This is a genomic window from Actinoplanes sp. NPDC026670 (genome assembly GCF_040638175.1).
GTDB lineage: Bacteria > Actinomycetota > Actinomycetes > Mycobacteriales > Micromonosporaceae > Actinoplanes.
The window spans coordinates 20,680-34,587 of record NZ_JBEZXU010000099.1 but is presented as its reverse complement, the minus strand read 5'-3'; the positions used below and the strand labels follow the sequence as shown (position 1 = coordinate 34,587).

10 protein-coding genes are annotated in these 13,908 nt (G+C 73.0%); 1 reads left to right on the top strand and 9 read right to left on the bottom strand.

Going from position 1 to position 13,908, the window contains the following annotated elements:
* Positions 1–245: 245 nt before the first annotated feature.
* The 3 genes from AB0E94_RS48970 to AB0E94_RS48960 form a co-directional block, all read right to left on the bottom strand.
* Positions 246–1,499 (bottom strand): vanadium-dependent haloperoxidase, encoded by a 1,254-nt coding sequence (locus AB0E94_RS48970; protein ID WP_360342448.1) that lies wholly within the window; start codon positions 1,497–1,499, stop codon positions 246–248.
* Positions 1,496–1,855, bottom strand: coding sequence for a hypothetical protein (locus AB0E94_RS48965; RefSeq protein ID WP_360342445.1), 360 nt, complete (start codon positions 1,853–1,855; stop codon positions 1,496–1,498). Before AB0E94_RS48965 ends, AB0E94_RS48970 begins: the two co-directional genes overlap by 4 nt.
* 121 nt (positions 1,856–1,976) lie before the next feature.
* The gene (locus AB0E94_RS48960; RefSeq protein WP_360342442.1) at positions 1,977–3,461 is read right to left on the bottom strand and encodes a GGDEF domain-containing protein; all 1,485 of its coding nucleotides are present in this window, start codon (positions 3,459–3,461) and stop codon (positions 1,977–1,979) included.
* A 140-nt stretch (positions 3,462–3,601) separates the two neighbouring features.
* Here AB0E94_RS48960 and AB0E94_RS48955 point away from each other — a divergent pair, with 140 nt between their 5' ends.
* Complete coding sequence (locus AB0E94_RS48955; RefSeq protein ID WP_360342439.1) at positions 3,602–4,783, top strand: acyl-CoA dehydrogenase family protein; 1,182 nt, start codon at positions 3,602–3,604, stop codon at positions 4,781–4,783.
* 128 nt (positions 4,784–4,911) lie between these two features.
* Here the strand turns inward: AB0E94_RS48955 and AB0E94_RS48950 are convergent, their stop codons facing one another.
* The 6 genes from AB0E94_RS48950 to AB0E94_RS48925 all read right to left on the bottom strand — a co-directional run bounded on the left by AB0E94_RS48950 (position 4,912) and on the right by AB0E94_RS48925 (position 13,895).
* A complete protein-coding gene (locus AB0E94_RS48950) occupies positions 4,912–5,568 on the bottom strand; it encodes a GNAT family N-acetyltransferase (RefSeq protein WP_360342436.1) in 657 nt (218 codons plus the stop codon).
* 81 nt (positions 5,569–5,649) lie between these two features.
* Complete coding sequence (locus AB0E94_RS48945) at positions 5,650–8,712, bottom strand: EAL domain-containing protein (protein ID WP_360342433.1); 3,063 nt, start codon at positions 8,710–8,712, stop codon at positions 5,650–5,652.
* A gap of 104 nt (positions 8,713–8,816) precedes the next feature.
* Entirely contained in the window at positions 8,817–9,725 is a 909-nt protein-coding gene (locus AB0E94_RS48940) for a 5'-3' exonuclease (protein ID WP_360342430.1), read from the bottom strand.
* A gap of 28 nt (positions 9,726–9,753) precedes the next feature.
* Positions 9,754–10,782, bottom strand: coding sequence for an aldo/keto reductase family protein (locus AB0E94_RS48935; RefSeq protein WP_360342427.1), 1,029 nt, complete (start codon positions 10,780–10,782; stop codon positions 9,754–9,756).
* 9 nt (positions 10,783–10,791) lie between these two features.
* Positions 10,792–11,211 (bottom strand): hypothetical protein, encoded by a 420-nt coding sequence (locus tag AB0E94_RS48930; RefSeq protein WP_360342424.1) that lies wholly within the window; start codon positions 11,209–11,211, stop codon positions 10,792–10,794.
* An 80-nt stretch (positions 11,212–11,291) separates the two neighbouring features.
* A complete protein-coding gene (locus tag AB0E94_RS48925; protein ID WP_360342421.1) occupies positions 11,292–13,895 on the bottom strand; it encodes an AfsR/SARP family transcriptional regulator in 2,604 nt (867 codons plus the stop codon).
* Positions 13,896–13,908: the final 13 nt, after the last annotated feature.

Sequence of the window (13,908 nt, the reverse complement as noted above, 5' to 3'; positions counted from 1 at the left end):
GGGCGGGGGGGGGGGGGGCGGGGGGGGGGGGCGGGGGGGGGCGGGGGGGGCGGGGGGCGGGGGGGCGGGGGGGCGGGGGGGCGGCGGGGGGCGGGGGGGGGGGGCCCCCCCCCCCGCGACAGGTGGCCCGGGGCGGGTGGCGGGGCGCTGCGGCGGGGTGGCGTGGGGTGCCGCGGCGGGTGGCGTGGGGCGGTGGGGAGCGTGGCGGGGGTGGCGCGGCGAGGAAGGTGGCGTGGGCTGGTGGGTCAGCGGCGGCGGAAAGTGTGCAGGTACAAGTAGAGGCTCGTCTTGGCGCCGACTCCCGCGCCGGCCGTGTCGGCTGAGCGGAAGTGGATGCCGCCCCACACCCGGGCGTTGATCAGTTCGGTGAGGGCGCCGGAGAAGCTGGTGAAGTAGCGGGTCGTTCCGGTGTCGGCGCTCGTCGCGTGGAACGGGATGTCGTCGCGGCCGAAGAACAAGCGCAGGATCGTCATGTTGGAGCCGGTCGCGCACGCGTGCCCGGACGTGTAGTCGGGGCTGCCCGGTGTGATCAGCAGCGGCATCCAGGTGGGGTCGCCGGTGGTGTCCGGGTTGCCGTCGGTGTCGGCGAGCTGGATCGCGGTGACCGGACGCCAGAAGCCCCAGTGACGTTTCTCGTTGAAGCAGGCCGTGTTGGCGTCCGACGCGGCGATGTTGACCATGGCGAGCAGGCGGGCGCTCTGCACGGCGGAGAGGCGCTGGGTGACGGCGAGCTGCCGGTTGATCTCCCACTGTCCGAGTCGCCTGTCGTGCCACCAGCGGGCGGCGTCGGTCTGGTCGGCGGTGCGGGTGGCGCTGTTCACCGCGCCGATCACCTTGATCTCGCCGAAGTCGCGGGTGTAGGTGGCGCCGGTCAGCGAGGGCGGTCCGGCGGTCCGGAACAGGTCTGCCCTGGGCAGCACGAACGGCCGCAGGTCAGCCGACCACGCGCCGGCGTTGGCGAACGTCGGCGGGGTGGGCCGCCACTGACCGGGTCCGGTGCCGACCGGGAACGCCTCGACCCCGAACGCGCCGTCGCCGGCCCGTGCGGCGAGCATGGCGTCGGCGGTGCGCTCGCCGACGGCGATGCCCGACTGTTCGGCCCGGCCGTCCGGGATGCCGGCCAGGTAGGTGTCGTACTGGGCCTGGAGCCGGTCCCGCTGGGCGGGGAAGAGCGCGGCCAGGACCCGGTGGGCGGCGGCCGCGACGGCGGCGTCGGTGGATTCCCGGCCGGTGGTCCGGGGCGCCGACAGATACGGCTCGTACGGCCGGCCGGCGATGGCGTTGACCGCGTCGTAGACGGCCCCCTGCACCATCGCGAAGCTACGGCTCTGCACCCACGGGTTCTCCCGGGCGACATCCCAGATCGCGGCCTGAGCGTATTCGTTCCAGGTGATCACGGAGGCGTTGGAGGTGGCGGACGGCGGAGAAGACAAAGCGGCCGCCGGAACAGCCAGCGGCGCGAGTACGGCGGACAGCATCAGTGCCAGTGCACGCTTCATCCGCCCATCGGATCTGATGGATCTGGCATAAACCTGTCAGTCGCCGCGGCGAAGTGGGCGGCCACCCGGTCCCGGGCCACCCGGATCTCCAGATCTCCGGTGAGCTCGCCGGTGCGGGCCAGCTCACGCAGGTAGTGCACGAGCCGTTCCCATTCGCCGCTGCCGGCCGGGGCGGGCCGCAGCCTCGGCAGCGACTCGAAGTGCGCGACCAGGTCAGGGAGCGCCGAGTAGGGCGCCGACGCGGTGCAGGCCCCGTCGATGCATCCGCGGAACGTGATCCACGGCTCCGGCCCGGTCTCGATGCGGAACTCGGCCAGAATGCCGTCGCTGCGCCGTGGCACGTCCGGTGTGACCATGCCCGCCAACGTAACGAGCGCGGGCAATCAGGCCATGGCCGCGAACGTAACGAGCGCGGGCAATCAGGCCATGGCCGCGAACGTGACGAGCGCGGGCGATCAGAGGGCGATCAGAGGGCGATCAGGCGGCGACCGGAAGTTCGACGGCGGGTTCCTGCGCGGCGGGTTCCAGGGATTCCTGCCAGATCGCCCAGCGGGTCTCCGGCCCGAGCGACTTGGCCCGGTACATGGCCAGGTCGGCGCGGTGCACGATCTCGTCGTGGGTGAGCTCGCCGGGACCACTGACGGCCACACCGATGCTCGCCGCGAGCGTGATGAGCCGCCCCTCGACCATGACGGGGCCCAGTGCCGCGGCGATCCGGCCGGCTACGTCGTACGCCTCCTCGGCGGTGTTGATCTCCGGAAGGACCACCGCGAACTCGTCGCCGCCGAGGCGCACCGGCAGGCCCGGCGCCGGGACGCACTGCCGCAGCACGGCGGCGAACTCGACGAGCACCCGGTCGCCGGCCTTGTGCCCGAGGGTGTCGTTGATCTGTTTGAACCCGTTCATGTCGATGACCAGGATCGACATGCGGCGGCCGCGGGCCAGGTTCCGGTAGGAGACCTTGCGGAACATGCTCCGGTTGGCGAGCCCGGTCAGCCCGTCGGTGAGCGCCCGTTCGTCGCTCTCCTGCTGCACGATCGTCTGCCGGTAGAGCACCAGCACACTGAGCACCGCCCCGCCGAGGGCGAGCCCGCCCCACGGGAAGAACTCGCCGTCGCGGGCCGCCTCGGCCAGCATCAGCACCTGCGCCACGGCGACCGCGACGAACGGCATGTACCGGCCGACGCCGAAGTGGCGCAGCGTGGCGGCCGACCCGGCCCGGCCCTGGGTGAGGGCCGCGGCCGCGAGGAGGGCGTCGGCCGAGATCCAGCAGATGAACTGCCAGGAGACCGGCATCGCCGCACCCCACTGCCCGTCCAGGAAGCCGTGCACCGCGTCGCCGGTGAACAGGATCAGGGTGCCGGCGGTGAGCAGCCGCAGCGGCCGCTGGGCCGACTCGTCGGCGCCGCGCAGCATCGCCCGGACCGCGCTGAACAGCAGCGCCAGGTCACCGAGCGGGTAGACGGCCGCACTGAACAGCACGTCGGTGGAGAGCCCGGAACGCTGGAGCATCGGGCCGATCGCGGTGTACCAGAGGACCACCGAGCCGCCGGCCATCACGGTCAGCGCGTCGACCCCGGCCTTGATCCGGTCCCGGCGGTTCGTCGGGGCCAGCGGGAACCGTTGCAACGCGATCAGCAGCGCGGTCACGAACACCACGTGGGTGGCGTCGTCCCAGTGCGAGTGTTCGCCGCTGCCGTCGCCGAACACCATCAGCAGCGGCACCGCGACGACGAGCGTCGCGAAGCAGGCGGCGACCGCGCCCCAGGCCTGCCGCAGTCGCGGTGGCAGGGCCGGCATCCGGGCCGCACGTACCGCCGCGACCAGGCCGAACACGCCGAAGGAGAGCCGGGCCACCTCGGCCGCCGGCTCGTACCAGGACAGCTCTGAGGCGAAATTGACCACGGAGACCGCCAGCGCGGCCAGGTACAGGGCGCCCAGCCCCAGGTAGGCGCGCGGCATCCCACGTGCCGGGCGGCGGTGCCGCGGTGGCGGCTTCCGTCGACTCGGTGTGTGCACAGCGCCTCCTAGATGGTTTGACGCCGGTGCTGATCGGTCCCGCCCCGCATCACTTGAGGGACGGCGGTACCTAGGATCGGCTGATGGCCGTACCCCAGACCCATGACGAGGCGGTCACCACCGCCCATCAGCTCGCCGAGACCCTGATTCCGGGCGCGATCCAGCGCGACCGGGACGGCGCCGACGTCGTGCCGCACGAGGCGATCGCCGCCCTGGACGCCTCCGGGCTGCTCGGCATCACCGTGCCGGCCGCCGACGGCGGGCCCGGCCTCGGGCCGCGCACCCTGGCCGAGGTGACCCGGATCATCGCCGCCGCCGACCCGGCGATCGCCCAGGTCCCGCAGGGGCACTTCCTGATGGTCGACGTCCTGGTCGTGCACGGCGGCCCGGAGGCCCGCAAGCGGATCCTCGGCGACGTGCTGGCCGGCCGGCGCCTCGGCAACGCCCTCGCCGAACGCGGCGGCAAACACGCCCAGGACCTGCGGACCCGGATCGCCGGCGGACTGCTGGACGGCGTCAAGTTCTACACGACCGGGGCTCTGACCAGCGCGTGGATCGCGGTCAGCGCGCTCGACGAGTCCGGCCGGGTGGTCCTGGCGATGGTGCCGCGGGACGCCGAGGGCGTTCAGGTGGACACCGACTGGGACATGATCGGCCAGCGTGCCACGATCAGCGGGACGGCGACGTTCCGGCAGGTTCCGGTCGAGCCGGGGCTGCGCATCGACTACGCGCACGCCTACGAGGTGCCGCAGCAGCTCGGCGCGCGGGCGCAGCTCGTGCACACGGCGATCGAGGTGGGCATCGCCGGGGCGGCGCTGCGGGACGCCCGCAACTATCTACGGGAGAAGGCCCGCCCGTCGACCGAGGCGGTCCGGCACGGTGCGGCGGCCGCCACCGACGACCCGCACGTGCGGCACCGTTACGGCCGTCTCGCGACCCGTGTCCTGGCTGCTGAGGCATTGTTGGAGTCGTCCGGCCGTACCCTCGAGGAAGTGGGTTTGATCCCGGCCGACGCGCAGGCCGCGGCGCGCGGCAGCCTCGCGGTGGCCGCGGCGAAGGCGTTCGGCAGCGAGGTGGCGCTGGAGGCCGGCTCGGAGCTGTTCACCCTCTGCGGCACCAGCTCGGCCGCCGCGAAGTATGGCCTGGACCGGCACTGGCGCAACGCCCGCACCCACAGCGTGCACGACCCGATCGACTACAAATACACCCATATCGCCGCATACGACCTGGCGGACCAGTTGCCGCCGAATCACGGCCAGCTTTAACCCTTTTATTCGGTACGGCCACGAAGAGCACCGTGGCCACCCCGCGACGCAGGCGACAGTCCAGGCCGAAACGCGCCCGCCGGGCTGATCCGGTGATCACCGGCAGGCGCGTCTCGAAGCGGAGCCAGCTAGCAACGGTACGACGCGAAGATCACGTCGGCGCTGTGGGTGAAGCCGAGGCGGCCGTAGAGGCGGATCGCGTTCTCGTTGTCGTGCACCGCGTGCAGGAACGGCAGCTCGCCGCGGGCCAGGATGCCGGCCGCCACCGCGAGCGTCAGCCGGGCGCCGAGGCCCTTGCCGCGGTGTTCCGGGTCGGTGCACACCGCGCTCACCTCGGTCCATCCCGGCATCCGGAACCGTTCGCCGGCCATCGCGATCAGCCGGCCGTCGCCGTCCCGGATCCCCAGGTAGCGACCCAGGTCGATGGTCCGTTTCAGGAACGGGCCGGGCTCGGCGCGGGCGACCAGGTCGAGCATCTCGGGCACGTCCTTCTCGGTGAGCAGGACGGCATCCGGGTCCTCCACCCCGGACATGCTCTGCCCGATCATCTGCACGCCAGGCGTCACCCGGTCGGTCTGCCACCCCGCGAGCGGGGTGATCGACGGGCCGGTGAGCACGGCGTAGTCGGTGATCGTGGCGAGGTCGCGCCAGGCAGCCGGATCGGCGGGATCAGACAGCGCGGCGAACGGGGCGATCTCGGGCTGGTATCGGGCGGCGTTGCCCGCGGCCTCGGCGAAACACGCCTGCGGCCCGGTGAGGGCGGCCCACACGGGGTTGTTCAGCACACCCCAGACCCTGCCCTCTACCGGGCCGCCGCGCCAGTAGATAACCGTCGAACCACCCGCACGCTTATCTGTCGGATGTCATCACACGGTCGCCTGCTGCCGTACCGGATAGGGCTCCGGGCGCACCGCCAGGGCCGGGATGTCACCCGGCCACAGCGGCCGGGCGAAGTGGTAGCCCTGGCCGTACTGGCAGCCCATCGCGTCGAGCGCGGCCCGCTGGCCGGCCTCCTCGATGCCCTCGGCCACGACGGCCAGGTCGAGGTTGTGCGACAGGGTGACGATCGCGTCGACCAGCGCGTGCTGCTGCCGGCTGTGCAGGATGTCGTCGATGAACGACTTGTCCAGTTTCAGCACGTCCACCGGCATCTGACGCAGGTAGCTCAGCGAGGAGTAACCCGTGCCGAAGTCGTCGATCGCGATCCGCACGCCCATCGCCCGCAGCGCCTTGAGGTCGGCCAGCACCTTGTCGGCGTCCCGCAGCACCAGGCTCTCGGTGATCTCCAGCAGCAGCCACTCCGGCCGCGCGCCGGTCTCGGCGAGCGCCGCCCGTACCTGCTCGGCGAAGTCGGCGCCCCGGAACTGCCGGGCCGACACGTTGACGCTCACGTAACGCAGGGTCGTCTCCGGGTTCTCGGTCTTCCACTGCGCGAACTGCCGCAGCGCCTCGCGCAGCACCCACGCCCCGATCCCGACGATCGCGCCGCTCTCCTCGGCCGCCTCGACGAAGTGGAACGGGCCGAGCAGCCCCTTCGCCGGGTGCTGCCAGCGGACCAGCGCCTCGACGCCGGTGATCCGCTGGTCGACCAGCTCGACGATCGGCTGGAACTGGAGCACGAACTGCTCGTCGTCGATCGCCTCGTGCAGGGCGGTACGCATCTCCAGCCGCTGCATCATCGCGGTGTGCAGGTCGTTCTGGTACCGCTGCCAGCCACCCTTGCCGTTGCCCTTGGCCAGGTAGAGGGCCAGGTCGGCGTGCCGGAGCAGCTCGGTCGCGGTGTCCGCGTCCCGGTTGGTGGCGACACCGACGCTGCACTTGGCGCTGATCATGTGGGTGCCGCCGTTGCCGTCGGTCACCTCCACCGGCACCGCCAGGGCCTCGACGAGAGCCGCCGCCACCTGCTCGGCGGCGTCGACCGAGTCGCTCTGCTCGACCAGGACCGCGAACTCGTCGCCACCCATCCGGGCCGCGGTGCTGCCCTTGCCGATGTTCTCCGAGATCCGCTGGGCCACCGTGAGCAGCAGCTGGTCGCCGACGGCGTGCCCGAGGGTGTCGTTGACCTCCTTGAAGTCGTCCAGGTCGACGAAGAGCACACCGAGGGTCGCGCCGTCCCGCTCGGCCACGCAGAACGCCTGCTCCAGCCGGTCCTTCAGCAGCACCCGGTTGGCCAGCCCGGTCAGCGCGTCGTGGAACGCCTGGTGGGTGAGGTCCTTCTCCAGGCCGCGTCGTTCGGTCACGTCCCGCAGGGTCACCACGAGACCTGCTACCGACGGGTCGTTGCGCAGGTCACGCAGGTCGCACTCGATCTCCATCGGGCGGCCGTCGGCGCGTACCCCGGTCAGCTGGATGTCGTCGAGGTCGCCGACGCCGGACCGGATCCGGAACAGGATCTCGCGCAGCGCCTCCTGCGAGCCGTCGGCGATCAGCCCGGCCAGCGGCGACCCGGTCGGGTCGGCGCCGAACAACGTCTCCGCAGACGGGGTCGCGTACCTGATGGTGCCGTTGGCGTCCAGGATCAGGATGACGTCGGCGGCGCTCTGGATCAGCGTCCGGAACCAGGTCTCGCCCTCGCGGCGGCTCACCTCGGCGGTCAGCTCGATGCGCTCCAGCACCACGGCGATCTGCGAGCTCAGCGTCTCGAACGCGGGCAGCAGCAGGTGCAGCACCGGGTCGGCCGCGCCGATCACCAGCCGGCCGGTACGGTGCCCGGACAGCCGCTGCGTGGCGTGCACGACATGCCGGAAACCGCCCGACGAGAAGCCCTCCGGCAGGTTCGCCGACGGGATCCGGCGGACCGCCGTCGCGCTGTCCGTGCCCTCCTCGGGCGGCAGGAACTGGAGGTGGTACGGCTGGTCGGCGGGCATCAGACGGGCCACCGCCTCCTTGACCGCCCGGGTCACGTCCTCCTCGGTCGCCGCCGCGAACAGCAGCGACCCGGCCTCCCGCAGCGCCCGCTCCCGGCTGCCGGCCTGCCGCTGCGACTGGGCCAGGTCGGCGACCCGGGCCAGCACCAGCAGGAACATCACAGCTGCGGCGCCCGCGATGACCGGCGCGTCGACGACCCCGCCGCGGGCGATCTCCGCCTCCCGGCCCTGCAGGTACTCCAGCGCCAGCACGCCCGGGGCGATCAGCGCGGCGGTGCTCATCCAGAACAGCCGGTGGCTGCCCATGCCCGGGTTGGGCCGCTCGATCTGCTCGGTCAGCGAACCCATCCCCGGCCGCAGCGCCGCGTAGCCCATCGCCGAGTAGAAGACGATCCAGCCCAGGTCGACCGGGCCGCCCAGCGCCCATGCGCTGTTCAGCTGCGACTGGCCGTAGAACACGTCGGAGATCAGCAGCCCGACCATGGCGACGCCGAACGTGGCCACCGAGTCCAGGCGCTTGCCGGAGCCGGTGAACATCCGCAGGATCATCGCCAGGACCAGCACGTCACCGAGCGGGTAGCCGATCGAGACCAGCTTCTCCAGCATCGACAGGTGCTCGGAACGGGTGAACGGGGCGATCCAGTACACCCAGGCCAGCAGACCCAGCCCGACCGTCGGCACCAGGGCGTCCAGCAGCGCCGACCGGTTGGCGTCACCGCTGTTCCGGGCCCTGATCATCATCAGCAGCCCGGCCGTCAGCAGCGGGTAGAACACCAGGTAGAAGAAGTCCGCCACACCCGGGAAGGTCGGCGTCTCACCGAGCGCCAGAATCAGGTTGTACGCGCTGTCGCCCGTCGTGAAGCAGGCGATGGCGAGGCTGATCAGGTACCACGGCAGCCGTCGGCGCGGCCGGTTCAGGCGCACCCCCACCAGCACGGCGATCGCACACGAGTAGCCGAGCGCCGCCCAGCTGTACAGGTGCGCGTCCGGGAAGGCGTAGTAGACGATGGTCAGGACCAGCGTCCAGGCGCCGAAGCACGCGCGAGCCACTCGCGTCGACAATGCGTACTCCGTTCGTCGGGCGGCAGGGTTGCCGACCCGCCGTATCGGGGCTCCGGGACCCGACCTGAGCGCACCGTCCCGCCCGCAACCGGACGGCAACCTTCCTATCCCGCGATGGCGTCCACCAGGCGGCGGGCGGAGCCGGCCAGATTCCACCGCTCGGCCAGCGCCAGCAGCGCCTCCGGGTCGCGGGGCGAGCCGGTCAGCACCGGGTCGAAATCGGGCAGCGGCACGTCGGTGGCGACCTTGCACACCGGCAGCGCCTTCGCCAGGTAGTCACGGGACGCCTCGAGTTTCGTGCGCACGCCCGGCGCGAACCCGGCGTCCGGGTCGTCGAGGGCGGCCACGATCTGCTCGACCCCGCCGTACCGCTCGATCAGCCGGGCCGCCGTCTTCTCCCCGACCCCGGCGACGCCCGGCAGCCCGTCGCTCGGGTCGCCGCGCATCGCCGCGAAGTCCGCGTACCAGCGGGCCTCGACCCCGTACTTGGCGAGCACCAGCGCCTCGTCGGCGTCCTCCAGTTTCGCCACGCCCCGCCCGCAGTACAGCAGCCGGGTCGCCCGCGCGTCGTCGACCAGCTGGAACAGGTCACGGTCGCCGGAGACCACCTCGACCGGCGCGGGCTGCCCGGCGGCGAGCGTTCCCAGCACGTCGTCGGCCTCGTAGCCCTTCACCCCGAACGCCGGGATCCCGATCGCGGCCAGCGTCTCCAGCAGGATCGGCACCTGTTTCTCCAGCGAGGCGGGCACCTCCTCGACATCCCCGTGCGCGACCCGGTGTTTCTTGTAGGACGGCACCAGCTCCACCCGCCAAGCCGGCCGCCAGTCCGCGTCCAGCGCGCACACCACCCGGTCCGGCCGCCGTGTCCGGATCAGCTGGGCGAGCATGTCGAGGAACCCGCGGATCGCGTTGACCGGCTCGCCGGCCTCGGTCTGCGCGGCCTTCTCCGGAATCCCGTGGAACGCGCGAAAGTAGAGACTGGGGGCGTCAACGGCCAGCAGTGGTCGGCTCACCGCCCCCACCCTAGTCTCCGCGCCCGGATCAGGTCGCGCTGCCGCTCCAGCCTTCCTTCACGGCCATCATCTGGGCGGTCTTGGCCGGGTCCCGGTCGACCAGGTCACCGAGGATCGCATCGATTCCGGCGAGCAGGTCGCCGGAGAGCCGGACCCCGGCCGCGGCGGCGTTCTCGGTGACCTGTTCCGGGCGGGTCGCCCCGATGATCGCCGAACTGACGCCGTCCTGTTGCAGGGTCCAGGCGATCGCCAGCTGGGCCATCGACAGCCCGGCCTCGTCGGCGAGCGGCCGCAGCCGCTGCACCCGGTCGAGCAGCTCGTCGCCGAGCACCCGGCGGATGAACTGCGGGGCGCGACCGCCGCCGGCCGCCCGCGAACCCGCCGGCGGCGGCCGGCCGGGCAGGTACTTGCCGGTCAGTACGCCCTGCGCGAGCGGCTGGAACACGACCTGACCGAGGCCCTCGCGGCGGCAGAGCGGCAGGACCTCCGGCTCGATGACCCGCCAGAGCATGTTGTACTGCGGCTGGTTCGAGACGATCCGGCTGCGCAGGCCGGAGTCTCCGGCGAGGTCGAGGGCGGCCTGGATCTGCGGGGCCGTCCACTCGGAGACGCCCAGGTAGAGGACCTTGCCCTGGCGGACGAGATCGTCGAAGGCGACCAGCGTCTCGTCGAGCGGCGTCCGCTCGTCGAAGCGGTGCGCCTGATAGAGGTCGACGTAGTCGGTGCCGAGCCGGCGCAGCGAGGCGTGACACGACTCGGTGATGTGCTTGCGGGACAGGCCGCGATCGTTGGGACCGTCGCCGGTCGGCAGGCACACCTTCGTCGCGATCTCGACCGAGGAACGGCGGACCGGGCGCAGGGCTTCGCCGAGGAGCTCCTCGGCCGCGCCGAGCGCGTAGACGTCGGCGGTGTCGAAGGTCGAGATGCCGGCGTCCAGCGCGGCGCGGATGCAGGCCAGCGCCGGGTCGTGGCCGACCAGCTCGCCGTGTGTCAGCCAGTTCCCGTACGTGACCTCGCTGATGTACAGGCCGCTACGTCCCAGGCGTCGATGATCCATAGAGGATGATCATAGAGGGCCGGCCGTCCCCTCCAGGCCGGCCAGAAGCGCGGCCGTCTCGGCCCGGCCCGGCTCGTGACCGGTCTGTTCGTGTACGCCGAGCGCCTCCTTGGCCGCGCCGAGCGCCTCCGCGTCCCGCCCGAGCGCCCGCAGCGCCACCGCGAGGGCGGTCAGCGCCTGCCCCTCGAGCAGCAGGAACTGCCCGGCCCGGGCGGCGTCCACGGCTTCGGCGGCGAGTTCCGCGGCCCGCCCCGGGTCGCTGCCGGCGTGCGCCCGGGACAGCACGACGAGCAACTGGGTGGCCGGCTGCCGGATACCGAGCGACCGGACCCCGTCGAGCGCGGCCAGCAGCTCCCCGATCGCCTCGGCGGCCCGCCCGGACGCGATCAGCATCTCGGCGTGCCGCTGGGTCAGCTGCCAGCCGCTCATCACGTCGACCCGCCCGGCCGTCGCGGCCCGCGACTTCTCCAGGATTCGCCACGCCTCCTGGTGGCGGCCCTGCCGGTGGATCAGCGCCCCCGATCGGCCTCGGCCAGCGCCGCCACATGGGTGTTGCCCTCGGCGGTGAGGATCGCGATCGCCTCGTCGAGCGGCTGGGCGGCCTCGTCGTCGCGGCCTTGGAGCCGGCGGATCTCGGCCAGGTTCAGCAGGCTGATCGCCCGGCCGAAACCGGCCTGGTGGTTGCGGCTGGCGAGGGTCTGCTCGAAACAGTCGGCGGCCTCGGCCAGCTGCCCGATCAGCAGCAGGATCAGGCCCACCTTGCCGAGATACTGCGGGGGTACGACCCCGGCCGCCATCGACAGGTCGAAGGCTCGCCGCGCGTGATCGGCGGCCGGACGCAGCTCACCGGCGAACATGTGGTGCACGCTCAGCGAGTTGTGCGCGTCGGCTTCGATGTCGTGCCAGCCGGCGTCGTGGGCCAGTTCGAGGCAGCGCAGCGCGTGCTCCCGGGAACGCGGGTCGTGCCCGTCGGTGGTGTAGGCGCGGGCCATCACCAGGTCGGCGGAGGCCCGGGCCCGCGGATCGCCGGTGCCGTCGGCGGCCTCGGCGGCGGCCCGCCCCAGCATCAGCGCGGTGGCCCCGTCGAGCCGCCCGTTGAAGAAGAACCGGAGGGCGAACGCGAGCCGCCACACCGCGTCCGGGCAGCCCAGCGCCGTCCCCGACGCGACCACCGCGATGATGTTGGCCAGCTCCGCGGCGAACCACTCGCGGGCCTCGCCGGCGTCGGTGAACCGGGTGACCGCGCCGCCGCCGGGCGCCTGCGCGTAGGCCGGATACAACACGGCGACCGCCGATTCGACCGCTCCGACCAGCCAGCCGGTCAGCCGCCGCAGCGCCGGCCCACGCTCTGCCTGGTCGGTCCGGCTGCTGGCGTACTCCCTGGTCAGGTCGTGCATGGTGAAACGGCCGGGCCGGTGCTCGACGATCAGGCTGGCGTCGGCCAGCGCCCGCAGGACGGCCCCGGCCTCCGCCGGTTCGCCGCTGGTCAGCGCGGCCACCGCCTCGGCGGTCACGTCCCCACCGGGCGCCGGCCCGATCAGCCGCAGCGCACGCTGCTGCTCGCCGGTCAGCGACCGGTACGACTGGTCGAACACGACCCGCAGGTTGCTCGCCGGATCGCCCTCGATGGCCAGCGAGTCGAGCCCGGTCCCGGTGACGTAGCCGGCGATGCTCTGCCCGGGCCGGACACTGAGGTGGGCGGCGGCGATGCGCACCGCCAGGGGCAGCCGCCCGCAGACGGCCACCAGGTCGTCGGCCGCCCGCGGTTCGGCGGCGACCCGGTCGGCGCCGATGATCCGGGAGATCAGGGCGAGCGCGTCGGCGTGCGGCAGCAGCCCCAGGTCGAGGCGGCGGGCGCCGTCCCGGGCGATCAGGCCGCTGAGCGTGTCCCGGCTGGTGACCAGCACCAGGGCCGGGGAGGCGCCGGGCAGCAGCGGGCGGACCTGTTCGGCGGAGCGGGCATTGTCCAGCACCAGGAGCACCCGCTGCCCGGCCAGGGTGGCCCGGAACAGCGCGGACGCGCCGTCGAGATCGGACGGCACCCGTTGCGGCGGTACCCCGAGTGCGCCCAGGAGCGTGCTCAGCGCCTCGGCCGGGCGCAGCGGGGCGCGGTCCTCGTACCCCCGCAGGTTGAGGTAGAGCTGGCCGTCCGGGAACCGGTCGGCGGTCCGGTGCCCCCAGTGCACGGTCAGCGCCGATTTGCCGACCCCGCCGACGCCGACCGTGCCGACCACCAGCAGGTCGGCGTCGGCGGTCAGCTCGTCGAGCCGGGCCAGCTCGTCGGCGCGGCCGGTGAAGTCGGGGATGTCGCGGGGCAGGAACCGTCGCTGCGGGACGGCCGGGCGGGTGACCCGGGCCGTGGCCGGCGCCCGCAGCGTGTCGTCGTTGCTGAGGATGCCCTGGTGCAGGGCGGTCAGCTCGGGGCCGGGCTCGATGCCGATCTCGTCGACCAGCAGCCGGTGCGTGCGGCGGTAGACGGCCAGCGCCTCGGCCTGCCGCCCGGCCCGGTAGAGCGCCAGCATCAGGCAGCCGGCCAGCCGTTCCCGCAGTGGCGCGGCGGCGGTGGCGGCGGTCAGCTCGGCCAGCACCGCGTCGTGGTCGCCGCGGTCCAGCTCCCAGGCGAACAGCTGCTCCATCGCGGTCAGCCGGCGGTCGTCGAGGGAGGCCCGGGCCGGTTCCACCCAGGCGCCGCTGACCCCGCCCAGCGCCGGGCCGGTCCACAGGGCCAGGCCGTCGCGCAGCACCGGGACCGCCGCGTCCAGGTCGCCGCGGCCGGCGTGCTCGCGGGCCGCGGTCACCGACTCCTCGAAGGCCAGCAGGTCGAGCCGGTCGGGGCCGGCGTCGAGCCGGTAGCCGCCGTGCACGCTGGACACCGGCTCGGCGCCGGCCGCCCGCAGCGCCCGGCGGACCGCGGACACCGCGGCGAACACCTGGGCACGGGCGGTGGCCGGTGGCTCGGTGTCCCAGAGGGCGTCGATCAGCTCGGTCACCGTGACCGCGCGGTTGGCGTGCAGCAGCAGGAACGCGAGGACCGCACGGCGCTGCGCCCGGGTGATCGGGATCGGCTGACCACCGGCGCTGGCGCTGACCGGACCGAGCACGGTGAACCTCATGTATAGGGAATGT